Source organism: Nocardia canadensis, assembly GCF_032656385.1.
In the GTDB taxonomy this organism is placed as follows: domain Bacteria; phylum Actinomycetota; class Actinomycetes; order Mycobacteriales; family Mycobacteriaceae; genus Nocardia; species Nocardia canadensis.
Genome location: NZ_JAVCWB010000002.1, coordinates 643,222 through 668,369, shown reverse-complemented (window position 1 = coordinate 668,369; position 25,148 = coordinate 643,222). Strand labels below are relative to the sequence as shown.

8 protein-coding genes are annotated in these 25,148 nt (G+C 71.9%); 2 read left to right on the top strand and 6 right to left on the bottom strand.

The window, feature by feature from the left end; genetic code table 11:
- Nucleotides 1-12: 12 nt before the first annotated feature.
- A complete protein-coding gene (locus Q7X29_RS06290) occupies nucleotides 13-1,197 on the top strand; it encodes a lycopene cyclase family protein (protein ID WP_308248547.1) in 1,185 nt (394 codons plus the stop codon).
- A gap of 28 nt (nucleotides 1,198-1,225) precedes the next feature.
- Here the strand turns inward: Q7X29_RS06290 and Q7X29_RS06285 are convergent, their stop codons facing one another.
- Genes Q7X29_RS06285 through Q7X29_RS06275 form a run of 3 tightly spaced genes read right to left on the bottom strand, consistent with a single transcriptional unit; the run spans nucleotide 1,226 to nucleotide 3,899 of the window.
- On the bottom strand, nucleotides 1,226-2,083 hold the full coding sequence (locus tag Q7X29_RS06285) for an ABC transporter permease (RefSeq protein WP_316573508.1): 858 nt from the start codon (nucleotides 2,081-2,083) through the stop codon (nucleotides 1,226-1,228).
- A gap of 5 nt (nucleotides 2,084-2,088) precedes the next feature.
- Entirely contained in the window at nucleotides 2,089-2,892 is an 804-nt protein-coding gene (locus Q7X29_RS06280) for an ABC transporter permease (RefSeq protein ID WP_218719391.1), read from the bottom strand.
- Nucleotides 2,893-2,897: 5 nt separating this feature from the next.
- The gene (locus Q7X29_RS06275; protein ID WP_316573507.1) at nucleotides 2,898-3,899 is read right to left on the bottom strand and encodes an ATP-binding cassette domain-containing protein; all 1,002 of its coding nucleotides are present in this window, start codon (nucleotides 3,897-3,899) and stop codon (nucleotides 2,898-2,900) included.
- 296 nt (nucleotides 3,900-4,195) lie between these two features.
- Here Q7X29_RS06275 and Q7X29_RS06270 point away from each other — a divergent pair, with 296 nt between their 5' ends.
- Entirely contained in the window at nucleotides 4,196-5,710 is a 1,515-nt protein-coding gene (locus Q7X29_RS06270) for an aldehyde dehydrogenase family protein (RefSeq protein ID WP_316573506.1), read from the top strand.
- Here Q7X29_RS06270 and Q7X29_RS06265 read toward each other — a convergent pair.
- The 3 genes from Q7X29_RS06265 to Q7X29_RS06255 form a co-directional block, all read right to left on the bottom strand.
- A complete protein-coding gene (locus Q7X29_RS06265) occupies nucleotides 5,707-6,954 on the bottom strand; it encodes a TetR/AcrR family transcriptional regulator (protein WP_218719388.1) in 1,248 nt (415 codons plus the stop codon). The genes Q7X29_RS06270 and Q7X29_RS06265 overlap by 4 nt on opposite strands.
- A 171-nt stretch (nucleotides 6,955-7,125) precedes the next feature.
- Entirely contained in the window at nucleotides 7,126-8,148 is a 1,023-nt protein-coding gene (locus tag Q7X29_RS06260; RefSeq protein ID WP_218719445.1) for an alpha/beta hydrolase, read from the bottom strand.
- A 172-nt stretch (nucleotides 8,149-8,320) separates the two neighbouring features.
- The gene (locus Q7X29_RS06255) at nucleotides 8,321-25,102 is read right to left on the bottom strand and encodes a non-ribosomal peptide synthetase (protein ID WP_316573505.1); all 16,782 of its coding nucleotides are present in this window, start codon (nucleotides 25,100-25,102) and stop codon (nucleotides 8,321-8,323) included.
- Between the last annotated feature and the right edge of the window lie 46 nt (nucleotides 25,103-25,148).

Below are 25,148 nucleotides of genomic sequence, written 5' to 3'. Positions count from 1 at the left end.
TTGAATGCGGGCGTGAGCGTTGTGCGGGAATTCGATATCTGCGTGGTCGGGCTGGGTCCGACCGGGCGGGGGTTGGCGCATCGCGCCGCGGTGGCGGGGCTGCGGGTGGCGGCGGTGGATCCCCGGCCGGAGCGGTTGTTTCCGCCGACGTTCTCGTGCTGGATCGACGAGCTGCCGACGTGGCTGCCCGCGAGTGTGATCGCGCAGCGGATCGAGGCGCCCACGGTATGGACCAAGACCGAGCATCGGATCCAGCGGCCCTACTGTGTGCTGTCCAAGGCCGGGTTGCACGCGGCCCTGGCCCTCGATGACGCCACCGTGTTCGCGGATCGGGCGCGCCGCGTCGACCAGCACGAAGTCGAACTCGCGGACGGGACGGTGCTCTCCGCGGCGGTCGTGTTCGATACCCGCGGGTTGCCCGTGCTGGGGCGGCGCCGGGCGGCGTCGGCACACGGGATCTTCGTCGACGCGGAAACCGCGGCGCCGATGGTGGCCGACGGCGAGGGGCTGCTGCTGGACTGGCGGCCCGAGAACGGTGCCGGTCCCGACGAGCCGCCGTCGTTCCTCTACGCGGTGCCGCTGGGCGACGGGACGGTGATCTTCGAGGAGACCAGCCTGGGCTTACGCGGCGGGATGCCGCAGCACGAGCTCCGCAAGCGAACGCTGCGCAGGCTCGCGGCGCACGGCATCCGGCTCACCGGCGACGAGCCGCACGAGGCCGCGCACTATCCGCTGGACCAGGCGCCGCCGAAGAAGGGCACCGCGGTCGCCGTGCCGTTCGGTTCGCGCGGCGGAATGATGCACCCGTGCACCGGCTACTCGGTGGCCGACTCGCTCGCCCTCATCGACACCGCGATCGATGCCGTTCAGCAGGGCCGCGACCCCATCGCCGCGCTGTGGCCGTGGCAGGCGCGGGCGGTGTACTGGATGCGGATGCGCGGATTGTGGGGACTGGGCCGGCTCACCACCGACCAGTCGATCGCCATGTTCGAGGCGTTCTTCACCGAATCCGAACGCGGTCAGCGGGCCCTGCTCTCGGCCCACGCCGACTACACCGCGCTCGGCGCCGTGCTGTTCAACACCGTCGCCCACACCTGGCCGTTCCGCTGGCGCTACGACCTGGTCGGCTGGACCAACCGCGATCGCTGGCTCGACTACCCGTTCGCCCCCGCGAACGAAGAACGGCACGTGGGCTGACCCACGTGCCGCTCGCTGCCGGAAGGACCTACGAGGTCTCGGCGGCCTTCTTGTAGCCCACGATCGCCGGGTAGGCGAAGACCGCGATCATGCCCACGGTCCACGCCACCGTCTTCAGCAGCGGCTCGGCGACCGGGCCGCCGTAGGACAGCCCCTTCATCGCGTCGATCGCGCAGCTCATCGGCTGGTTGGCGACCACGTCCTGCAACCAGGTCGGGTAGGCGAAGACCGGGACGAAGCCGGTGTTGAAGAACATCAGCAGGGTGTTGAGGATGCCGATCAGGCTGATCAGCATCACGCCCTCGGTGATCGTGGCCAGGGCCGTCACCATCACCGCGAAACCGAGGCCGAACAGCACCGGCACGAAGATCAGCGCGATATTGGTGAGCGGGTCCTCCATGAACAGGAAGCCCAGCGGCACCGCGACGAGCAGCACGATGATCGTGGTGATCAGGATGCGCAACGCCTCGGCCAGCAGCCTGCCGGTCAGCAGCGAGGCCTTGTTCAGCGGCATCGTGTAGAAGCGGCTGAGCAGACCCGCCGCCTTCTCGCGTTTGAAGCCGAGCGCGCTCACCACCGCGCCGGTCATGGCCGCGACCAGGGTCAGCAGCGCGGCCTGGCCGTAGATGCTCGGGATGCCGGTGGCCGCGGTGATCGAATCACCGAGCACGATGCGGAACATCAGCAGCGTCACCGCCGGATAGGCGATGGTCTGGATGGTGGTCGACGGGTCGCGCAGCCACACCATCAGCAGCCGTTTGCACTGGATCAGGCTGTGGGTGAACCACACCGAGACCGAGCCTTCCGGCTTGGCGTGCACCACGGGCAGCTCGGCGGCGGTGGCCGCCACGGACTCGGGCGGTTGGATCCGTTCGGTCGTATCCATTGTTGTCATGATCGCCTCACACTCGCCCACACCGCCAGTGGGAGGAACAGGATCGCCAGTCCGCCCAGCCACACCAGCGACACCCAGGTGCCGGCCCAGCTCAAGTGACCGGCGGCCATATCGCTGAGGGTGTGCGCGAACTGCGAGATCGGCTGGTTGCGCGCGAACGGCCGCACCCAGGCCGGGAAGCTGGCCTCGGGCACGAACCCGGTCGACATCATGCCGAAGATCAGGATCGGCAGGGTGAGCGCCTGGCTGAGCGCCTCGGGGTTCTTGGTGAGGCTGCCCAGCGCGTCGGCGCCGAGCGTGAGCACGATGCCAACGGCCAGCGCGAACCCGCAGAAGGCCAGCGCCTGCAGCCAGCCGCCGGTGAACCGGAAGCCGATCAGGTAGCCGTAGCCGACGGTCGCGATCAGCGACACCACCGACCGCACCAGACCGGCGCAGATCCGCGACATCAGCGGAACCAGCGAGCCGATCGGCATGGTCTGCAATCGTGTGCTCAGACCGGTGAGCGCCTCGAACGCCGCCAGCTGCGCGTTCGACATCATCGTCATCGCCATGGTCTGCAGCACCACGATGGGCATGACGTACTGCGCGTAGTCGATGCCCTGCACCTTCATCACGTACCGCAGCGGCAGATAGAAGGCGACGGTGACGACCAGCGGGGTGAGCACGGCGACGACCAGCTCGCCCTTGGTGGCCATGGTGCGAACGATGCGCCCGGTCAGCGCGCGCCACTGCGCGAAGCTGCTCGGTCGCACCTCGGGTAGCTCGGCGAACAGTGTGCTCGCCGCGGGAGCGGACACACTCACTAGTGGCCGCCCGAATGGCCGGTGATCGACAGGAACACGTCGTCGAGCGAGGGCCTGCGCAGCGCGATGTCGGCCAGGTCGATGCCGGCGTTGTCGAGCCTGCGCAGCGCCTCGGCGAGGGTGGCCGCGCCTTCGGGGGCCGGGATGGACAGCTTGTCGGCGCCGTCGATCTCGGCGGCGACGGCGGCCGGGACCAGGTCACCGAGGGCCTGCACGGTCGCCGGGATCCGGCTCACGTCGAGCGGGACGACCTCGCAGAAGCTGCCGCCGGTGCGGGCCTTGAGCTGATCGGCGGTGCCCTCGGCGATGACGGTGCCCTTGTCGATCACGATGATGTTGTCGCTGAGCACGTCGGCCTCTTCGAGGTACTGCGTGGTCAGCAGGACCGTGATGCCCTGGTTCTTGAGCGCGGTGACCAGGTCCCACACGCCCTGCCTGCTGCGCGGGTCCAGGCCGGTGGTCGGCTCGTCGAGGAACACCACCTCGGGCCGCACGACCAGCCCGCAGGCGATGTCGACGCGGCGGCGCATACCGCCGGAGTAGTTGCGCACGGCGCGCTTGCCCGCGCTCACCAGGTCGAATTCCTCGAGCAGGGTGTCCGCGCGTTTGCGGGCGGCCGACTTGGCCAGGCCCATCAGCCTGCCGAACAGCTCGAGGTTCTCCCGGCCGGAGAGGTTCTCGTCGAGGGCGGCGTACTGGCCGGTCATCATGATCGAGCGGCGCACGCCCGCGCTGTCGGTGAGCACGTCGTGCCCGGCGACGACGGCGGTGCCGGAGTCGGGGCGCAGCAGCGTCGACAGGATCTTGACCGTGGTCGTCTTCCCCGCGCCGTTGGGTCCGAGGATGCCCAGGACGCTGGCCTTCTCGGCCTGGAAACTGATGCCCTGCAACGCGTGCACATCGCCGAAGGACTTGCGCACATCGGACACCAGCACCGCGGGCTCACCGCCGCGCGACGCGACGCCACCTGCGGGCGAATCCACTGAGATCGAACTCGGCATCAACTCTCCACCATCGGCCGGGTGCGGCGCCCTGACCGGACGAGCGCACGCGGAATTTGCTTCCCGGTAGGTGATCCATACCGTTCGGCGCGATGTTACCGGTCCGGCGCTTTTCCGGGTCGGGACTGCGTGGACCCGGCCGGTTTCGCGCGCCGGGAGTGGTCTTGCTCACCAGGGCAGTGGAAGGGCAGTGCGCTGACCTTGTCGGCACGCTCGGCCGCCCATACGCTGGCGGCGGGGAAACACTCGTCTCACCGGCCCGCGCGCGGGCGTGTTCGATCTCGTGAGAGGTGACAATGGGCGACTCAGCACCGGCAGGCGCCGCCGCGCCGACGGGCCGATCCGACGCGCTGACGTCGTTCGACCCGCGCACCGGCGAAGAGCTCGCGCGGTATCCCGTGCACGGCCCGGCCGAGGTCACCCGCGCGGTGCGCACCGCCCGCGCCACCCAGAACTGGTGGGGCGAACTGGGATTCGCGGCCCGCAAGCGCCTGCTGCTGGACTGGCGCGCGCATATCGCCAGGCACACCGGCGAATTGGTGGAGATCCTGCGTGCCGAGACGGGCAAGCCGGAGGCCGACGCCGCGCTCGAGGTGATGCTCGCGGTGGAGAACCTGGACTGGGCCGCCCGCAACGCCGAGCGGACGCTGGGCCGAAAGCGCCTGGCCACCGGCTGGTTCACGCGCAATCAGCACGCCTCGGTCGGGTATCTGCCCCTCGGGGTGGTCGGGGTGCTCGGCGCCTGGAACAACCCGGTGTTCACGCCGATGGGGTCGATCGCCTACGCCATGGCCGCGGGCAACGCGGTGGTGTTCCACCCGCACGAGCTGACCACCGGCGTCGGCACCTGGCTGGCCGCGAGCTGGGCCGCGGTGTCGCCCGATCAGCCGGTGCTGCAGGCCGTCACCGGTGACGGGCGCACCGCGACCGCGCTGTGCAAGTCCGGCGTCGACAAGATCGCCTACGCCGGACCGGAGGCGGCCGGGCGCGAGGTGATCGCGCTGTGCGCGCAGACGCTGACACCGGTCGTGCTCGAGCACAGCGGCAAGGGCAGCATGATCGTGCACGTCGACGCCGTGCTCGACGCGGCGGCCGAGGCCGCGGTGTTCGGCGCGATGGCCAACGCCGGGCAGAACGCGTCGGGGATCCAGCGCTGTTATGTCGCCGACTCGGTCTTCGACGACTTCCTGGCCAGGGTGGCCGAGCGCGCGGCGAAGCTGCGCCCCGGCGCCGACAACCGCGCCGCCTACGGCCCGATGATCAACGCCGCCCAGGTCGACGTGGTGCGCAGGCAGGTTCGCGACGCCATCGCGCGCGGCGGGCACGCGGTCCTGGGCGGACTCGATTCCTTCCGCGACCCCTATGTGGAACCGATCGTGCTGTCCGAGGTGCCGGAGGAGAGCATCGCGATCACCGGCGAGGGCACCGGCCCGGTGCTGGTGGTGAACCGCGTCGCCGACCTGGCCGACGCGGTGACCAGGGTGAACGCGGCGGGCAACGGCATCGCCGTCACCGTCTTCACCCGCGATATCCCCAGCGCGGAGTTCATCGCCGAGCAGCTCAGGGTCGGCGTGGTGACGGTCAATTCCTCGACCGCCTTCACCGGCATCCCGGCGCTGCCGTTCGGCGGCGTCGGCGAGTACGGGCAGGGCCACAGCCACGGCCAGCAGGGTCTGCGCGAGTTCAGCCGCACGATGTCGATCGCACGCAGGCGCTACCGGGCCCCGATCCGACTATCGACCTTCGATCGTCACCCCGGGCATCTGCATACGGCGCGCGCCCTGTTCCGGCTGCGGCACGGCCGCGGCTAGGTCGCGGCGTCGTCCCGGTCGCCCTTGTCACCGAGCAGGACCGCGCCGGTGAGCGCGCCGAGCCGGGCCAGCTGCTCGGGGCGGGAGTCGAAGCGCAACAGCCGGCCGACATCGATGATCTGACCGATCGCGGCGTGCACGCGGAACCTGGCCTCGATCGGGTCGCCGTCGAGCAGGTTGGCCCATTCCAGGACGTTCTGGCGCTGGATGGCGCGCAGCCGGTGCTGTTCGGCCTGCGGAAGGTTGCTGAACTCCGCGTAGTAGACCGGCATGATCTCCGGCGTGGCGAAGGTGAGCCGGGCGTAGCGGTCGGCGATGAGGCGTGCGGCGTCGGCGCGGCTCTCGGACTCGGCCAGCGCCTCGCCGATGGCCACGGCGAGCCGGTCGCCGGTGCGGTGGAAGGCGGCGGCGAGCAGGTCGGCCTTGCTGTCGAAGTGCCGGTAGACGCTGGAGGCGTTGATGCCGACAGCGGCGCCGATCTCCTCGATGCCCGACTCGTGGTAGCCGTTACGGCCGAAGATCTTGATCGCCTCGGTGAGCAGCTGTTCGCGTTTCGACGTCACCGGCAGGCCGCGATTCTGCTTGTCCGGCTCGGCGGCGGCGGGCGCCGGCGGCAGCTCGGCCCGCACGATCGCCCAGGCCATGTCGAGTTGCAGCGCGAGGATGCGCGAGTGCGAGAGCGTGGTGCGGTGCGCGGCGATGCTGGCCAGCGAACTCAGCGCGCCGACCGCCCGCAGGGTGACATTGTCGGGGCTCTCCCCGGGGTGCAGGTCGGCGATCGGCGCCGCGACCATGGCCTCGAGTTCGCGATAGAACGCGCGGATGCGCACGCGGTCCTCGCGCTCGAGGTAGCGGCGTTCCCAGCGGTAGAGACCGGCCTCGCGCCGGAAGTCGATGTTCTGCTCGGCGACGGCGGTGAGCAGCGCGTCGAGCCGGGCCCGCGGGGGCAACGCGGGATCGTCGGCGGCCGCCGCGCAATCGCGCAGTCCCCGGGCGCCCTCCTCCGCGGCGGCGACCAGCAGGGCGTATTTGTTGGCGAAGTGCCGGTACAGGGCGGGCCCGGAGATGCCGACCTCGGCGGCGATCTCGTCCACGCCGACCGGGTAGTAGCCGCGGGCGCTGAACGCGCGCGCGGCGGCCCGCATGATCTGGATCTTGCGGTCCTTGGGCCTGCGGCGCACGACCCGCGCCGGTGCGGTGGTCGGCTCGCAGGCGCGTTCGGCCTCACTGCGATCGGCGACCATGCACTCACTTTCCGTTCCGCGAACCGGGTACTGACAACTGGCTGCGTGCCCACCGGGCGACGCCGGACCAGTCAACCTAAGTTAACCACAATTCGCAAACGTCGAGAGCCGGTCCGGGAAACGAAAACCGCCCCGGCGATACCGGGGCGGCCTTCGTCGAACGTGTCGACCCTACAGGCCGAGACCGCGGGCCAGGACCGGCCACGACAGCTTCAGCTCGTCCTTCCAGTAGCCCCACGAGTGGGTGCCGTTGGGACGGAAGTTGAAGGTCGCCGGGATACCCAGCTCGTTGAGCCGGTTGGCCAGGTTGTGCGTGCAGAAGTTGGTGCCCGCCTCGATGACGCCGCCGATGACGATCTGGTTGGCCAGACCGTAGGCGCCGGGCAGCGCGTACGGACCGTCGAGGGTGTCGTACGGGCCGGGCAGGCCGTTGCCGGTGGAGATGTAGAGATCCAGCCCGCGCAGCCCCTCGGCGTGCACGTAGGGATCATTGGCGACCCACTCCGCCGAGCCCTGCGGGCCCCACATGTTCATGGTGTCGCCGCCGCCCCAGGTCTCGACCGTGAGCTTGACGAACTCCGAGCCGACCGGGTCGGAGGTCTGCGCGCACCCGGAGTAGGCCGCGGCCGCCTTGTACAGGCCCGGCTTGGCGATCGGCAGCGCGAGCACGGTGGTACCCGAGGTGGACAGACCCGCGATGGCGTTCACGCCGTTGGTGCCCAGCGCGCCGTCGATCAGCGGGGGCAACTCCTCGGTGAAGAAGGTCTTCCACTTGTTGCGGCCGACCACCGGGTCGTCGGCGATCCAGTCGGTGTAGTAGCTCCAGGCGCCACCGATCGGCTGGATCACGTTGACGTTCTTGTCGCCGAGGAACTCCAGCGCGTCGGTCTTGGCGACCCAGGACGCGGAGTCCTCGCCGCCACCGGCACCGTTGAGCAGGTACAGGGTGGGACGCGGCACGGAGGCGTCGGCGGGGCGCTGGACGTCGACGATGATGTTGGTGTCCATCGCCGCGGAGTACACGTGCAGCCGCAGGCTGCGCGAGTCCTTCACCTCGGCCTTGACGATCTTGGAGCCGTCCTCGGAAACGGGGTTGGCGAGCAGGCTCTTGGAATCGATGATCGGGTCAGCCGAGGCCGGGCTCGCGCCGATGCCGGACAGCAGTCCGGCGGCCACTGCGGTCGCCGCGATCATCGCCGCGGCGCGGGAGCCACGACGCCGGGTGTGCCGACGAATCAATTTCGCACCTTCGCTTCGTTTCGAATGGGTTGCACCACGCCAGAACCCTACGGGTTACCCAGGCGATACAACAGTAGGAATCGTTACAACAGCGCGGTCACATCATGCCTCACCGGCATCACCGATGTCATCGTGCCCCGGACTCCCGGTCGCAGACATCCAGCAACTCCGCCAGGCGCGGGCCGATTTCGGCGAGCGCCTCCGGTGAGGTCATCTGATCATGCACCACCGCGACCGGCCGATCGCGGACCTCGCCCTCGACATACGGCGCCCAATTCCGCGACGCCGTCTCGTGTCCGAGCGCGCTGAAGTACTCCAGCCTGCCCCGGAAGACCGCGGGTTGGTGCTCGGCGATCAGCTCGGCCGAGCGCACCGCGCTGCGGTAGATCCGGCGCAAGCGCTCGGGGGTCAGCACGGCCATGTTGGCGGGCACGATCGCGTGCAGGGCGGCCAGGCCGTCCTCGCTGAGCTCACGCACGCCCGAGGCGGGCAGCGCCGCGCTCAGGTCGACGCCGAGCTCGGCGAGCGCGTCCCGGACCGCGGTGTGGAAATCGGGCACGTCGATATCGGGGTGCGAATCGAGCATCACCAGCAGCGACACCTGCTCCCCCGCCGCCTGCAACTGGGTGGCCACGTCGTGGGCGAGCACACCGCCCAGCGACCAGCCCATCAGCCGGTACGGACCGTGCGGCTGCTGCGCCTTGATCTCGGCGACGTAGCGGCGGGCCATCTCGGTGAGCGTGCCGGGCAGGTAGCCCGCCTGGCTCAGCGCCGGCGACTGCAGACCGAAGATCGGCCGCCGCGCCGGGATGTACTGCGTCAGGCCCGCGTAGCACCAGGCCAGGCCGTACATCGGGTGGATGCAGAACAGCGGCCCGCTCGCCTCGGTGCCGTGCGGCACCCGGTTGCGGATGGGCAGCAGCACGCCGAGCGCGTCGTCGGAGTCGACGTCGTAGTCGCCGGTGTCGGACTGCGTGGCGTCGATGCGCGCGGCCAGCGCGGCGACCGTGGCGTCGGTGAAGAACCACTGCACCCGCACCTCGGCGCCGACCCGGGTGCGCAGCCTGCTGATCGCCTTGGTGGCGACCAGCGAGTTGCCGCCGAGTTCGAAGAAGTCGTCGTCGAGGCCGACCTTGCCCGCGCCGAGCACCTCCGCGTACACCTCGGCGACCGCGCGCTGGAGCGGGGTCGTCGGCGGCCGGTAGGGCCGGGTGGTGAAGGCCGGTACCGGCAGCGCGTTGCGGTCGAGCTTGCCGCTGGCGTTGAGCGGCAACGACTTCAAGGTCACCAGGGTCGAGGGGACCATGTACGAGGGCAGCGCGGTTCTGGCGTGGGCGAGCAGCGCCGCCTCGTCGAGTCCGGTGGTGCCCGCGCCGCTCTCGATGGAGTATCCGGCCGCGGGCGGCGTTGTCGCGGCCGACGGCTGCTCGGCCGTCTCGACCGGGACGACGTAACCGACCAGCCGATCACCGGTCGGGCCGTGCACCAGCGCGACGGCGGCGTGCCTGACCTCGGGGTGATCCAGCAGCACGGCCTCGACCTCACCGAGCTCGATCCGCTGGCCGCGCAGCTTCACCTGGAAGTCGCTGCGCCCCAGGTATTCCAGCTCGTGCTCCGCGGTCCAGCGGACCACGTCGCCGGTGCGGTAGAGCCTGCCGCCGCCCGCCTGGGCGACGAACCGTTCGGCGGTCAGCGCCGCGGCGCCGAGGTAGCCGCGCGCCAGCTGCACCCCCTCCAGGTACAGCTCGCCCGCGGTGCCGGGCGGCACCGGCCGCAGCTGCCGGTCCAGCACGTGCACCCGGGTGTTGGCCACCGGCGTGCCGATCGGAATGCTCACGGCGGCAACGGCATCGGCCCGCGCGGCGGTGACGACGGTCGCCTCGGCCGGGCCGTACCAGTTGATCAGGTCGACGCCGGGCAGCGCCTGCGCGAAGCGCCGGGCGGTCGCGCCCGACAGCGCCTCACCGGCGGCGAACACCCGGCGCAGGGCCGGGAAGCCGCCGTCGGCGCGGTCGGCGAGGAACGCGTCGAGCATCGACGGCACGAAATGCACCGTGGTGACGGCATGCTCGGCGAGCACGCCGGCCAGGTAGGCCGGGTCGCGGTGCCCGTCCGGGGCCGCGATCACCACGGTCGCGCCGGTCTGCAACGGCCACAACAGTTCCCAGGTCGAGATGTCGAAGGTGACCGGCGTCTTGTGCAGGACCACGTCGCCGGGGCCGTGCGGGTAGGCGCGCTGCGCCCAGCGGAACTGGGCGACCAGCTGCCGGTGGGTGAGCATGACACCCTTGGGCGTTCCGGTGGAGCCGGAGGTGTGGATGACGTAGGCCAGATTGTCCGGCCGCACCGTGGCGCGCGGCACCGGCGCCGACGTCGCTGCCAGCGTGTCGACGGTGACGACGGAAACCTCGGCGGCCGTGCCGAATCCGGTCTCGGTGGTGGTGAGCACGCAGACCGGAGCGGCCGCGGCCAGCACCCGGTCGGTGCGCTCGGCCGGGTGATCCGGGTCGACCGGCACGTAGGCGGCGCCGGTGCGCAGTACCGCGTAGATCGCGGTCACCAGGTCGATGCCACGGCGCATGGCGACGGCGACCAGCGCGTCGGGACCGGCGCCCTGGGCGTCCAGCGCGGCGGCGAGCGCCCGCGCCTTCGCGTCGAATTCGGCATAGGTGAGCGAGGTTTCGCCGTCGACGAAGGCGACGGCGTGCGGCGTCTTCGCGACCTGCGCGTCGAACAGCGACAGCAGCGTCGCCTCGTCGAGCAGTTCCGGCGCGTCGGTGGCGTTGGCGGCCGACAGGACGGCACGCTCCTCGGCCAGCAGCACGTCGATCTCGGCGATCCGGCTCTCCGGCGCGGCGGTGAACCGGGCCAGCAGCATCGAGAGTCGTTGTGCCAGTGCGGTCGCGGTGGCCTCGCCGAACACGTCGCGCAGGTACTTGACCGACACCCGGAGCTGACTGTCGGCGACGACCTGCACGGTCAGCGGGTAGTGGGTGCCGTTGGCGGCGTCCATCCCGGTGACCGCGGCGGAGCCGGACGCGGCCTGCGCCAGGGCCTCCCGGTCGACCGGGAACGACTCGAACACGACCAGCGTGTCGAACAGCGCGTCGATGCCAGCGATCTCCTGGATCTCGCCGAGGCCGAGGTAGTGGTGATCGAGCAGGGCCGCCTGGTCGTCCTGCAGCCTGCGCAGCAGTTCGGCGACGGTGTCGCCGGGCCGCAGCCGTACCCGCACCGGGATGGCGTTGAGGAACAGGCCGACCATGCGTTCCACGCCGTCGAGGGTGGCGGGCCTGCCGGAGACGGTGGCGCCGAACACCACGTCGTCGCGGTCGACCAAGCGCGCAATGAGCAAGCCCCACGCGGCCTGGACCACGGTGTTCACCGTGACGCCGAGCCCGGCGGCGAGGGTGCTCAGCGCGACGGTGTCGGCCGGCGACAGCTCGAAGCCGGTTTCGCCGGTCCCGGTGGCGATCTCGCGGCCCTGGTCGACCGGCGCCAGTGGCGTCGGCTCGGCCAGGCCGGTCAGCGCGGTGCGCCAGGCCTGGCGCGCGGCGTCGAGATCCTGTTCGGCCAGCCAGGCCAGGTAGTCGCGATAGGGCGCGACCTTCGGCAGGCGGCGGGACCGCCCACCGACCGCGTAGGCGGTGAGCAGTTCCTGCAGCAGCAGCGGCGTCGACCAGCCGTCGATCAGGATGTGGTGGCTGGTGACCAGCAGGTGCGCGCCCTCGGGGGTGCGCACCAGCGTGAAGCGCAGCAGCGGCGCGACCGCCATGTCGAAGTGGGCACTCAGGTCGGCGGCCTTGATCCGCTGATAGGCGGCGGCCGCCGCGTCGAGACCGGCGGGCCCGGCGGCGGTAGCGGAGCGTGACCACGCAGTGCCCTCGGGGTCGACGCCGTGGGGCACGGTGTCGATGACCTGCCACGGCACGTCGATGTCGTCGAGCACCACCTGCAGCGGGGTGCCCGCGGCGTCGGTGGCGAAGGCGACGCGCAGGTTGTCGTGGCGGTCGAGCACGGTCTGGGCGGCCTGGTGCAGCCGCTCGTCGTCCACGGCCGGGTCCAGGTCGAGCACGAACTGGGTGATGTAGGGGTCGACCGAGTTCTCCGCGAGCAGCGCGTGGAACAGCATGCCCGACTGGAGCGGGGTCACCGGCCAGATATCGCTGAGCAGCGGGTAGCGCCGCACCAGCCGGCCGAGTTCGGTCTGGCCCAGGCGCACCAGCGGGAAGTCCGACGGCGTGAATCCGCCGGCGCCGGGCCGTAATCCGTGCTCGGCGAGGCCGCCGAGCGCGCGGATCCAGTGCTCGGCGAAGGTCTTGACCGCGTCGGCGGTGAGCAGCGCGCCGGCGTAGTCGAAGCGAGCGACCATGCCGTCGTCGGTGGCGTCGACGGTGAGCACCAGCGCCAGATCGTCGGCGGCGAGGTCGGTGTGCACCCGGGCCGGGCGCAGGTCCCGGAAGCGCACCGCGAACCGGCCGCGGTCGAGCGAGCGCACACTGTCGGCGGTCTCGACGTCGAGGTAGCGCAGCAGGCCGAAACCCGCACCGTGCGCGGGCACGCTGCGGCGCAGTTCCTTGATCTGGGCCAGCGCGGCTCCGGCGGCGGGCCCGCCCACCAGCGCATCGGCGATGTCGACCCCGTCCAGGCGCAACACCAGCGGGTAGTCGGTGGTGAAACCACCCACCACGCTCTCGGCGTCGGGCCTGCCGAGCACGCGCTGGTCGGCGCGCAGGCGGACCACGCTGCCGATGACCCGCGCGACGGCGGTGTCGGCGGCGGTGTGCAGCGCGAGCGCGGCGGCGGTGAGCAACACCTCGTCCACGGTCGCGCGGTAGGCGTCGGCGACGGTGGTGACGGCGGCGGTGCCCTCGCCGGTGATGCTCAGCGAGACCCGGTTGCGCTGGCGCAGATCGGCGGTTTCGCCTGCCCGGGACCGGATCGCGCGATGCCAGTACTCGCGTTCGGCGCGGGCGCGGGCCGAGGACGGGTATTCGGCGAGCCTGCGCACCAGGTCGCCGAGGCCTGCGTCGGGCGCGGCGGGCGCGGCGTGGCGGCCGCGGCTCCACGCCGTGGTCAGCTGGTCGACGACCGAGCGCCAGGACGGCTCGTCGAGGACGAGACTGTTCGCGACCACGACCAGGGTGGAGTTGTGTTCGCCGTCGCCGGTGAGCACGAAGTGGATATTGCGGCCCTCGTCCGGGTCGAGCGCGGCGGCGGCCGCGGCGACGATGTCGTCGACCGGTAGCGAGGACTCGCCGTCGGTGGCGTCGAGCCTGCGGAAGGCGTCGCCGGTGCGCTCGTCCTGCGACGGGATCACCAGCACCGGTTCGCTGCCGCTGCGGTCGAGCACCGCCCACAGCATCGGATGCTGGTTCATCACGGCGTGGACGACCTCGGCGACCGCGTCGTCGGAGCAGTCGACGGGCACGTCGAGCAGCACGGCGCGCGGTTCGACCGCGGTGTCGCCCGCCTCCATCAGCTGGGCCGCGGTGGCGGTCAGCGGCAGGGCGGCGGGGCGCGAGCCCGCGTCGAGGGTGACCTCGGCGCGCCCGGCGAGCGCGCCGACGGTCCGCGCGTCGAACAGGTCGCGGGGACGCAGCACCACCCCGGCCGCGGCGGCCCGTGAGACCACCTGGATGGCGGTGATGCTGTCGCCGCCGAGGGCGAAGAAGTCGTCGTCGAGGCCGACCCGGTCGTGTCCGAGGACCTCGCCGATCACCCGCGCCAGCGCCCGTTCGGCCGCGGTGCGCGGCGGCCGGTGGTCCCGGCGCACGGTGACCGGATCGGGCAGCGCGCGCCGGTCCAGCTTGCCGACCGGCGTGAGCGGCAGCTCGTCGAGGACGACGATCGCGGCGGGCACCATGTAGTCGGGCAGTACCCGGCCTGCCAGCGCGGTGAGTTCGGCCGGATCGAGCCGCTCCCCCGGTTCGGCCAGCACGTAGGACACCAGCATGGTGGCCCCGGCGCCGTTGTCGCGGCCCATGGTCGTCACCCAGGAGACGCCGGGCGCGGCGGCCAGCACCGCGTCGATCTCGCCGAGCTCGATCCGCAGGCCGCGGATCTTCACCTGGAAGTCGTTGCGGCCAACGAACTCCAGCACGTCGCCCCGGCGGCGCACGAGGTCGCCGGTGCGGTAGAGCCGGGTGCCCGGCGCCCCGTACGGATCGGCGACGAAACGTGCCGCGGTCAGACCGACGCGCCGGTGGTAGCCGCGGGCGAGCTGGATGCCGCCCAGGTACAGCTCACCGGTGACTCCCTCGGGCACCGGACGCAGCCTGCCGTCGAGGACCAGCGCGGTGGTGCCCCGGATCGGACCGCCCATGTGGGTGTCGTCGCCGGGGGTCAGCGGATCGCTGATGGCGGCCATGATGGTGGTCTCGGTGGGCCCGTAGCCGTTGTGGAACTTGCGCTGCGCCAGCGTGTTCCAGCGCGCGACCAGCTCGGCGGGCACCTGCTCGCCGCCGACGACCAGGTGCCGCAGCCCCGGCACGCCTGCCGGGTCCAGGGTCGCCAGGACCGTGGGGGTGAGGAAGGTGTGGGTGACGCCCTCGGTGCGGATCAGCTCGGCCAGCTCGGTGCCGCCGACGGATCCGGCGGGCGCCACCACCAGCGTGCCCGCGCCGCCGAGGGCGAGCAGCAGTTCCAGCATCGAGGCGTCGAACGACGGCGAGGCGAAAGCCAGTGCGCGCGAGCCGGAATCGAGCTGGTAGCGCTGCTGCTGCTCGGCACAGAAGTTGGCAAGGCCCGCGTGGGTCACGACGACGCCCTTGGGCAGCCCCGTCGAGCCCGAGGTGTAGATCATGTACGCGCCGTTGCCCGTGCTGGGCTGAGCCCGCAGCTCGATCTCGCGCAGGGCCACCGAGGCGTATCCGGCGACCTCGGCGGTGAATTCACGGTCGTCGAGCGCGACCCAGCCCGCGTCGCCGGGCAGGGTGGGCAGCCCGGTCAGCTCGGCGGCCATGGTGACACCGAAGACCGCGCCGGAATCGGCGGCCATGTGGGTGATCCGCTCGGCCGGGTAGCCGGGGTCGATCGGCACGATCATCGCGCCGGTGCGCGCGATCGCCCATACCGCGAGCACCGATTCGACCGAACGCCGGATCGCCACGGCCACAGCGACTTCCGGCCCGGCCCCCCGGGCGATGAGACCACGGGCGAGCTGATTGGCCGCGGCGTCGAGGTCGGCGTAGGTGAAGCCGCGACCGTCGCCGCGCACGGCCACGCCCGACGGGTTGGCCAGCACGGCGGCGTCCATCAGCTGCGACAGCGTGCGGGCCGGCTCGGCGGGCGGGCCGGTGAAGGTGGTCTGCGCGATGAACTCGGCCTCGTCGAGCAGTGCGACGTCACCGACCGCCACCCCGGGATCGGCGACGAGCTCGGCGAGCAGCCGGGCGAACCGGGCGCCGAACGCTTGGATCGTCGACTCGTCGAACAGATCGGTGGCGTAGGTGAATTCGGCGTGCATGCCGCCGTGGTCGGGCAGTTCGCGCAGCGTGAGCAGCAGGTCGAACTTGGCCTCGGCGGTGCGGGCGTCGAGCGCGCCGACCGTGATGCCGGGCAGCTCGAACGCGACCGGGGCGAGGTTCTCGAACGACAGCGCCACCTGGAACAGCGGATGCCTGCCCGCCGACCGGACCGGCTGCACCGCCTCGACGACCCGCTCGAACGGGATGTCGGCGTGCGCGAAGGCCCGCAGGTCGGTGTCGCGGGTCTGCCGCAGCAGCGCAGTGAACGGTTCGGCTTCGGTGACCCGGCTGCGCAGCACCAGGGTGTTGACGAACATGCCGACGAGATCGTCGAGTTCGCGGGCGCCGCGACCGGCGATCGGGGTGCCGATGGCGACGTCGTCGGTGCCGCTGGTGCGGGCCAGCAGCACCGCGAGAGCGGCCTGCACCACCATGAACACCGTGACGCCCTCGGCCCGGGCCAGCCCGGCCAACCCGGCGTGCAACCGCGCGTCGATCTCGACGGTGCTCAGGGCACCGGCGAAGGACTGCACCGACGGCCGCGGCCGGTCGGCGGGCAGCGCGATCTCCTCGGGCAGCCCGGCCAGTTCATCGGTCCAGTAGGTCAGCTGCGCGGCGGCAGTGGAGGCGGGGTCGGCTTCGTCGCCGAGCGATTCCCGTTGCCACACCGCGTAATCCGCGTACTGCAACGGCAGCGGCGACCAGGCGGGCGCGGCGCCCTCGGTGCGCGCGGTGTAGGCCAGCACGAGATCGCGGGTGAGCGGGCCCATGGAGAAGCCGTCGGCGGCGATGTGGTGGGCGACGAACACCAGCACGTGATCATCGGCGCCCAGACGCAGCAGTCGCAGCCGCACCGGCGGCGCGGCGGTGACGTCGAAGCCCTCGGCCACGGTCCGGCGCACCTCGTCGGCGAGGTCGTCGGCGGTGACCAGCATGGGCGTCAGGTCGACCCGCACCGCGCCGGGCGCGAGGACTTCCTGGACCGGGCCGTCGCCGTGCTCGGGGTAGCGGGTCCGCAGCACCTCGTGCCGGGCGAACAGGTCGCCCACGGCCACGGCCAGCGCCGCGAGGTCGAGCGCGCCGGTCAGGCGGATGGCGGCGGGGATGTTGTAGACGGTGGCGTCGGGATCGAGCCGGTTGAGCAGCCACATCCGCTGCTGGGCCAGCGACAGCGGTAGCCGGTCCGGTCGCGGTCCGGCCACCAGCGGCAGCGCCGCGAGCTCGTCGGAGCGGTGTACCCGCAGCGCGAGGTCGGTGACGGCCGGCGCCTCGAACAGCAGGCGGACCCCGACCGCGCGGTCCAGCGCGGCGCTGATCCGGGCGGCGGCCCTGGTGGCGAGCAGCGAGTTGCCGCCGAGGGCGAAGAAGTCGTCGTCGGCGCCGACCGCGTCGACCCCGAGGATCTCGGCGTAGACGCCGGCGACCAGCTGTTCGGTGGGCGTCGCGGGCGCGCGGAAGGCGGCGGCCTCGAACACCGGCGCGGGCAGCGCGGCCCGATCCAGCTTGCCGTTGACGGTGCGCGGCAGCGAGTCGAGCACGACGAACGCCTCCGGCACCAGGTACGCGGGCAGCTTGTCACGCAGGGCCGACTTCAGCTGTGCCGCCTCGATATCCGTGCCGACCACATAGGCGACCAACCGGTCACCGAAGCGCGGATCGGTCCGGGCCAGCACCGCGGCCTGGCTGATCCCCGGCAGTCCGAGCAGCACGGCCTCGACCTCGCCGGGCTCGACCCGGAAGCCACGGATCTTCACCTGGAAGTCCGTGCGGCCCAGGTAGTTCAGCGCACCGCTGCGGTCGCGGGCGACGAGATCGCCGGTGCGGTACATCCGGGCGCCCGCCTCGAACGGGTCGGCGACGAAACGTTCGGCGCTCAGCGCGGCCTTGCGCAGATAGCCGCGGGCCAGCTGCGCGCCCGCCAGGTAGAGCTCACCCCGGACGCCCGGCGCGACGGGGCGCAGGCGCTCGTCCAGGACGTAGACCCGGGAGTTCCACTCGGGGGTGCCGATCGGCACACTCACCACATCGGCCGAGGTCACCCGGTGATCGGTGATCGACACCGCGGCCTCGGTGGGGCCGTACAGGTTGTCGAGCCTGGTGTCCGGCAGCGCGGTCAGCAGGCGCTGGGCCAGCGGGGCGGGCAGCGCCTCGCCGATGGCGAGGATGCGGATGAGCGGCTGCGGCCGCGCCTCCCAGTACCCGGCCAGCGCGTCGAGCAGCGAGGGCACCGCCGTCAGCGTGGTCACTCCGGCGTCGGTGATGAGCGCGTCCAGATACGCGGGATCGCGATGCCCGTCGGGCGCGGCGATCACCAGCTTGCCGCCGCACACCGCGGCGGACCAGAACTCCCACACCGACAGGTCGAAGGTGGCGGGGGTTTTCAGCAGGAACACATCGTGGGCGTCGGTGCCGAATTCGCCTCGCAGCCACTGCAACTGGTTGACCACGGCAGCGTGCGGCACCGCGACGCCCTTGGGCCGCCCGGTGGAGCCGGAGGTGAAGATGACGTAGGCCGTGTTCTCCGGGCGCAGCGGCGCGCGCCGGTCGGCGTCGGTGATCGGCGACGGATCGGCCGACGCGATCACCGGATGGTCGACCCGCACCACCGGCGCCGCGTCGGTCCGGAAACCGTTGCTGAGCACACAGATCGGCGCCGCGGTGCCGAGGATGTAATCGGTGCGGTCGGCGGGCTGGTCGGGATCGATCGGCACATAGGCGCCACCGGAGCGGGCCACCGCGAACATGGCCACGACCAGATCGATCGAGCGTGGCAGCGCGAGCGCCACCAGCGACTCGGGTCCGACGCCCAGCGAGATCAGGTGCCGGGCGAGGCGATTGACTCTGGCCTCGAACTCGGCGTAGGTCAGCTCCAGTCTGCCCTCGGGCAGATCGGCGACCAGCGCGACGGTTTCGGGCCGGGCCAGCGACGGCAGGTCGGCCAGCGTGCCACCCGGGATCGCGAGATCCGCGGCGCCCGCGGTGATCTCGGTCGCGCGCTCGGCGGAGGTGCGCAGGTCGACATCGCCGACGGCCACGCCCGGCTCCCGCACGATCGCGTCGAGCAGCAGGGCGAGCCGGTCGGCGAAGGCCCGCACCGTCTCGGCGTCGAACAGATCGGTGGCGTAGGTGAAGAACCCCTCGATGCCGGTCGGCGTGCCGTCGGCGGCGTAGCCGTCACCGACGATCAGATGCAGATCGAACTGGGATACCGCCAGTTCCGCAGACACCGGCGCGATCCGCAGACCGGGCAGTTCCAGCGCGGCGCGGTCGACGTTCTGGAACGACAGACCCACCTGGAACAGCGGATGCCGGGCGGTCGAGCGCGGCGGGTCGAGCACCTCGACGAGCCGCTCGAACGGGATGTCGGCGGCGGCGAAGGCGGCCAGGTCGCGGGTGCGCTGGGCGGCGAGCAGTTCGGTGAACGACGCGCCGCCGTCGTAGTGCGTGCGCAGCACGACGGTGTTGACGAACATGCCGATCAGGTCGTCGAGCTCGCGCTCGCCGCGACCGGCGAACGGGGTGCCGACCGCCACGTCGGCGGCGCTCGCCATGCGGGCCAGCAGTACCGCGAAGGCGGTGTGCAGCACCATGAACACGGTGGCGCCGCTGTCTTGGGCGATCCGGGCCAGCCCGGCGTGGGTGTCGGCGTCGATCCGCACCGGCACCCGGCTGCCCGCGAGCGAGGCGACGGCGGGCCGGGGGCGATCGGCGGGCAGTTCGATCAGGTCCGGCAGCCCGGACAGCTCCGCGCGCCAGAACGAGAGCTGGGCGGCGGCGACGGATTCCGCGTCGTTCTCGTCACCGAGGCGATCCAGCTGCCACAGCGCGTAGTCGGCGTACTGCACCGGCAGCGCGGGCCAGCCGGGGGCGTGGCCCGCCGTACGGGCCAGGTAGGCCGTGGTCACATCGCGCACCAGCGGCGCCATCGAGGACGCGTCGGCGGCGATGTGGTGCACGACGACGGCGAGCACGTACTCGGTCGGCGCGTCGGGGCCGTCGCCGGTGATGTCGAGCAGTTGGACCCGCAGCGGGACCTCGGCCGTCACGTCGAAAGCGGTGGCGGCGAGCGCGCCGACGTGGTCGATCAGCGCGGCCGGGTCGACGCGACGCACGGCGACATCGAGGTCGACCTGCTCGACCGGCAGCACCCGCTGGATCGGGCCGTCGCCGGTGTCGGGGTAGATCGTGCGCAGCACTTCGTGCCGGGCCAGCACATCGCGCAGGGCCGCGCCGAGCGCGGTCACGTCGAGGCTGCCGGTCAGGCGCAGTGCGAAGGGCAGGTTGTAGGCGGCGGCGCCGTCACCGGCGGCCGCCCCCTGGTCGAATCGGTTGAGGAACCACATGCGCCGCTGTGCGGGCGACAGCGGTAGCTCGTCGGGCCGGGCGACGGTACCGAGGCCACTGGTCGCGGTCGTCTCGGTGTCGGTGCCCAGTGTCGCGGCCAGACCGGCGACGGTCGGGGTCTCGAACAGCGCGCGCACGGCGACCCGGCCGCCGGTGGCCGCGCCGAGGCGGGCGACCAGCCGGGTGGCGATGAGCGAATTGCCGCCGAGGGCGAAGAAGTCGTCGTCGGCACCGATGTCGGTGCGGCCGAGCACTTCCCCGAACAGTCCGGCCACGAGCTTCTCCTGCTCGGTGCTCGGCGCCCGGAAGGCGCGGGCCGAGAAGTGCGGGGCGGGCAGCGCTTTGCGGTCGAGTTTGCCGCTGGCATTGAGCGGCAGCGCGTCGAGCACGGTGACCGACGCGGGAACCATGTACGCGGGCAGGGTCTTCGACGCGACGGTCCGCAGCCGGTCGGGATCGGCCGCCTGGCCGGGCGCGGGCACGACATAGGCGACGAGCTGGTCGCCGAGCTCGGTGGGCGCGACCAGCGCCACCGCCTGGCTGACGGTTTCGTGCGCGAGCAGCGCGGTCTCGATCTCACCGAGTTCGATGCGCTGACCACGGAACTTCACCTGGAAGTCGATGCGGCCCAGGTAATCCAGCCGGTGCGGCGCGGTCGTGGTGGGGCGGCGCCACACCACGAGGTCGCCGGTACGGTACATGCGCTCGCCCGCGTCGAACGGGTCGGCGACGAAGCGGTCGGCGGTCAGGCCCGGCCGGGCGACGTAGCCGCGCGCGAGCTGATCGCCCGCCAGATAGAGCTCACCCGCGATCCCGGGTGGCACCGGTCGCAGCCGCGAATCCAGCACGTAGACACGGGTGTTCCACTGCGGCAGGCCGATCGGCACCGTCCGCTCGCCCGGGCGGGCGGGCCAGTAGGTCACCGAGACCGCGGCCTCGGTGGGGCCGTAGAGGTTGTGCAGGCGGGCCGAGCTGACCTCGGCCATCGCGTCGACGGTCTCCGGCGGCAGCGCCTCACCGATGACGAACACCTCGCGCAGCGACGCCAGCGCGGCGGGTGCCGAGCCGCCGACGGCGGGCCCGCCGTCGGACGCCGCCTGCGCGGCGAAGACGGTGAGCATCGACGGGACGAAGTCGGTGACGGTGACGTGGTGCCGGGCGATCAGGTCGATCAGATAGGCCGGATCGCGGTGGCCGTCCGGGGTGGCGAGCACCAGCGTCGCGCCGACCCGCAGCGGCATGAAGTAGCCCCACAGCGACACGTCGAAGGTGGTCGCGGTCTTCTGCAGATAGACATCGCCCAGGGCCAGTGGGTATTTCGCGAGCATCCACACCAGCTGGTTGTGGATGGCGGCGTGCGAGATCGCCACGCCCTTGGGCTTTCCGGTGGAACCGGAGGTGAAGATGACATAGGCCGGGTGGTCGGCGCGCAGCGGCGCTCGCAGTTCGGCCGGGCGCACCGGATCGACCGGTACGCCCCGCGTATCGAGTTCGTCGAGCCGGAGCAGTTCGGTGCCCTCCGGGACCGGCATCGCCTCGGCGCTCAGCACGGCGGCCGGGCGCGCGGTGTCGAGGATGTAGGCGATGCGCTCGGCCGGATGGTCCGGGTCCAGCGGCACGTAGGCGCCGCCGGCGGTGAGCACCGCGTACATGGCGACGACGAGTTCGGGGGAACGCCGGATCGCCAGGCCGACAAGGCCTTCCGGGCCGACCCCGGCCTGGATCAGCAGCCGGGCGAGCGCGTTGACCCGCTCGTCGAACTGCCGGTAGGTCAGCTCGGTGCCCTCGTAGACGAGCGCGGTGGCGTCCGGATGCGCCTGCACCGCACGGCGATACGCGTCGAGCATCAGCTCGGGCGTCACCGGATGGCTGGTGCCGTTCCACGCGGTGAGCGTCAGTTCGCGCTCGGCGGCGGTGAGCAGGTCGATCTCGGCGATCCTCACCGAGGCGTCGGCGGCGACCGCTGCGAGCAGGTGGGTGAAGCGCGCCGCCATCGTCTCGATCGAGTCGGCGTCGAACAGATCGGTGGCGTAGTTGAACGACGCGGCCATCGGCTCGGCCGGGTCGGTGCCCGGCACGATGGTCAGCTGGAGGTCGAAACGGGCCACAGCGCCGCCGAATTCGACCGGCGTCGCATCCAGGCCGGGCAGCCGCAGGTTCGGCAGATCCAGGTTCTGGAAGAACAGCGCGACCTGGAACAGCGGGTGATGGGCCTGCGAGCGGACCGGGTCGAGCAGCTCGACCAGGCGCTCGAACGGTAGGTCGGCCTGGGCGAAGGCGGCGATGTCGGCGCGCTTGGTCTCGCGCAGCAGATCGGCGAAGCTCGCGTGCTCGTCGATGCGCGAGCGCAGCACCAGGGTGTTGACGAACATGCCGATCAGGTCGTCGAGTTCGCGGGCGCCGCGGCCGGCCACCGGGGTGCCGATGGCGATGTCGTCGGTGTGCGCGAGCCTGCTCAGCAGCACCGCGAAGGCGGCGTGCACGACCATGAACTCCGAGGCCCCGCTGCGCTGGGCCAGCGCGGCGACGGCGGTGTGCACCTCGGCCGGGATCTGGAAGCCGAACTCGGCGCCACGGCCGGTGAACACCGGCGGGCGCGGACGATCGGTGGGCAGGTCGAGCCGGTCGGGCAGCCCCGCCAGGGTGTCGCGCCAGAAGGCGATCTGGGCGGCGGCGACCGAATCGGGATCGTCCTCGGCGCCGAGCAGTTCGCGGTGCCACAGGGTGTAGTCGGCGTACTGCACCGGCAGCGGCTGCCAGCTCGGACGCGAGCGGTTGCGCCGCGCGAGGTAGGCCCCGAGCAGATCGCGCAGCAGCGGCGCGACCGACGCTCCGTCGGCGGTGATGTGGTGCAGCGCCACCGCGAGCACATGCTCGCGCGGACCGAGTTCGGCCAGCGCCACCCGCAGCGGGACGCCCTGGGCGACGTCGAAGCCGGTGGTGGCGAATTCGCCCAGCCACAGCGGCAGTTCGTCCTCGGTGAGCTCGTCGACGAGCACATCGGGCACGGCCTCGGCCATCGGCAGCACCACCTGGTGGCCGACGCCGTCGACCGCCGGGTAGTAGGTGCGCAGCGATTCGTGCCGCTGCACCAGGTCGGTCAGCGCGGAGTGCAGGGCGCGCGGGTCGAACGGGCCGGTCAGCCGCAGTGCGAACGGGATGGTCTCGGCGAGGGAGGCCGGGTCGAACTGGTTGAGGAACCACATCCGCTGCTGCGCGGGTGAGAGCGGGATCAGGTCCGGCCGCTCCCGGCGCGTCGGGGCCACCGGGCCGCCCCCGCCCTGGAGCGGCTCGAGTAGCTCGGCCAGGCCGGCGACCGTGGGCCGCTCGAAGACGTGCCCGGCGGGTACCCGCGCCGACAGTTCGGCGCCGATCCGGGCCGCGGCCTGGGTGGCCAGCAGCGAGTTGCCGCCGAGGGCGAAGAAGTCGTCGTCGGCGCCGATCGGGTTCGCCGGGCGCAGCAGCTCGGTGAAGATGTGCGCGATCAGCTTCTCCACCGCGCCCGAGGGCGCGCGGAACTCCTGCGCGCGCAGCGTCGGGGCGGGCAGCGCGGCGCGGTCGAGCTTGCCGACCGGGGTCAGCGGGATGGTGTCGAGCACGGTCAGCGCGGTCGGCACCATGTGCGCGGGCAGTCCGGCCTTGGCGTGCGCGAGCAGCTCGTCCAGGTCGATCCGCGCGCCCGGCGCGGCGTGCACGTAGGCGGCGAGAATGGTGGTGCCGTTGTCGAGTTCGTGGCCGACGGTGACCGCGAAGTCGACGCTGTCGGGTTCGGTGAGCACGGCGTCGATCTCGCCGAGCTCGATCCGGAAGCCGCGCACCTTCACCTGGAAGTCGTTGCGTCCCACGAACTCGACCGAACCGTCGGCGCGCCTGCGCACGAGATCGCCGGTGCGGTACATGCGCCCGCCCGCCGGGTCGAACGGATCGGTGACGAACCGCGCCGCGGTCAGCGCCGGGCGGCGGTGGTAGGCCCGGGCCAGCGCGTTGCCCGCGATGTAGAGCTCGCCGATGATGCCGTCGGGCACCCGTACCAGCCGCTCGTCGAGCACGTACTCGGTGACGTTGCGGATCGGCGGACCGATGGTGACGACCTGCCCCGGCACCATCGGCGCGCTGAAGTTGGTGCCCATGGTGGCCTCGGTCGGGCCGTAACCGTTGTACATCTCGCGCTCGCCACCGCCGGCCAGCGGCAGTACCCAGCGCCGCACCAGTTCCGGTGGACAGGCCTCGCCGCCCGCCACGATGACCCGGAAGTCGTCGAGACCCTGCGGGTCCACCGAGGCCAGGGCGGTGGGGGTGATGAACGCATGGGTGACCCGCTCCCGACGCAGCAGCTGCGCCAGATCGTCGCCGCCGTAGACGGTCGGCGGGACGACGACCAGGGTCGAAGCACCGGTCAGCGCCATCAGCACCTCGAACACCGAGGCGTCGAAGGACGGCGACGCGAGCTGCAGCACCCGCGAATCGGGGCCGAGCCGGTAGTGCTCGCGCTGGTACTCGTGGACGTTGGCCAGGCCGGTGTGGGTCACCACCACGCCACGGGGCAGACCCGTGGAGCCGGAGGTGTAGACGACGTAGGCGGGGTGGTGCAGGCGCAGCGGGCGGACCCGGTCGTCGCGGGTCACCGGGTCGCTGGACTGCTCCTCGGTCGCCCGGCGCACGGCCTCGTCGTCGAGGCACAGCCACTCGATGGTGTCGGGCAGCCGATCCATCGCCGCGCCGACCGCGACACCGAGGACCGCGCCCGCGTCACCGAGCATGTGGGTGAGCCGGGCGGGCGGATAGTTCGGGTCGACGGGCAGGAACGCGGCACCGGTCTTGGTGACCGCCCACAGCGCGAGCACCGACTCGGCCGAACGCGGGATGCCGATGGCGACGATGTCCTCGGGGCCGACGCCCCGCGCGATCAGCAACCGGGCCAGCCGGTTGGCGCGCTCGTCGAGTTCGGCATAGGTCAATCGCACGGGCGCGGACACACCGTCGGACCAGGACAGCGCGATGCCGCCCGGATTCGACTCCACCGCCACCGACACCAGTTGCGGCAGCGACTTCCCGCGCTGCGCGGCACGGGCGGACACCCGAGACGTCCGGGTCACAACAGTCCCCTCCGTTCGACGGAGCCGACTAGCCGCTGCCCGGTCA

Bases quoted from the DNA above. Each gene is read 5' to 3' on its own strand.
- Q7X29_RS06275 (WP_316573507.1), bottom strand. From the start codon at position 3,899: ATGCCGAGTTCGATCTCAGTGGATTCGCCCGCAGGTGGCGTCGCGTCG.
- Q7X29_RS06260 (WP_218719445.1), bottom strand. From the start codon at position 8,148: ATGATCGCGGCGACCGCAGTGGCCGCCGGACTGCTGTCCGGCATCGGC.
- Q7X29_RS06265 (WP_218719388.1), bottom strand. From the start codon at position 6,954: ATGGTCGCCGATCGCAGTGAGGCCGAACGCGCCTGCGAGCCGACCACC.
- Q7X29_RS06270 (WP_316573506.1), top strand. From the start codon at position 4,196: ATGGGCGACTCAGCACCGGCAGGCGCCGCCGCGCCGACGGGCCGATCC.
- Q7X29_RS06285 (WP_316573508.1), bottom strand. From the start codon at position 2,083: ATGGATACGACCGAACGGATCCAACCGCCCGAGTCCGTGGCGGCCACC.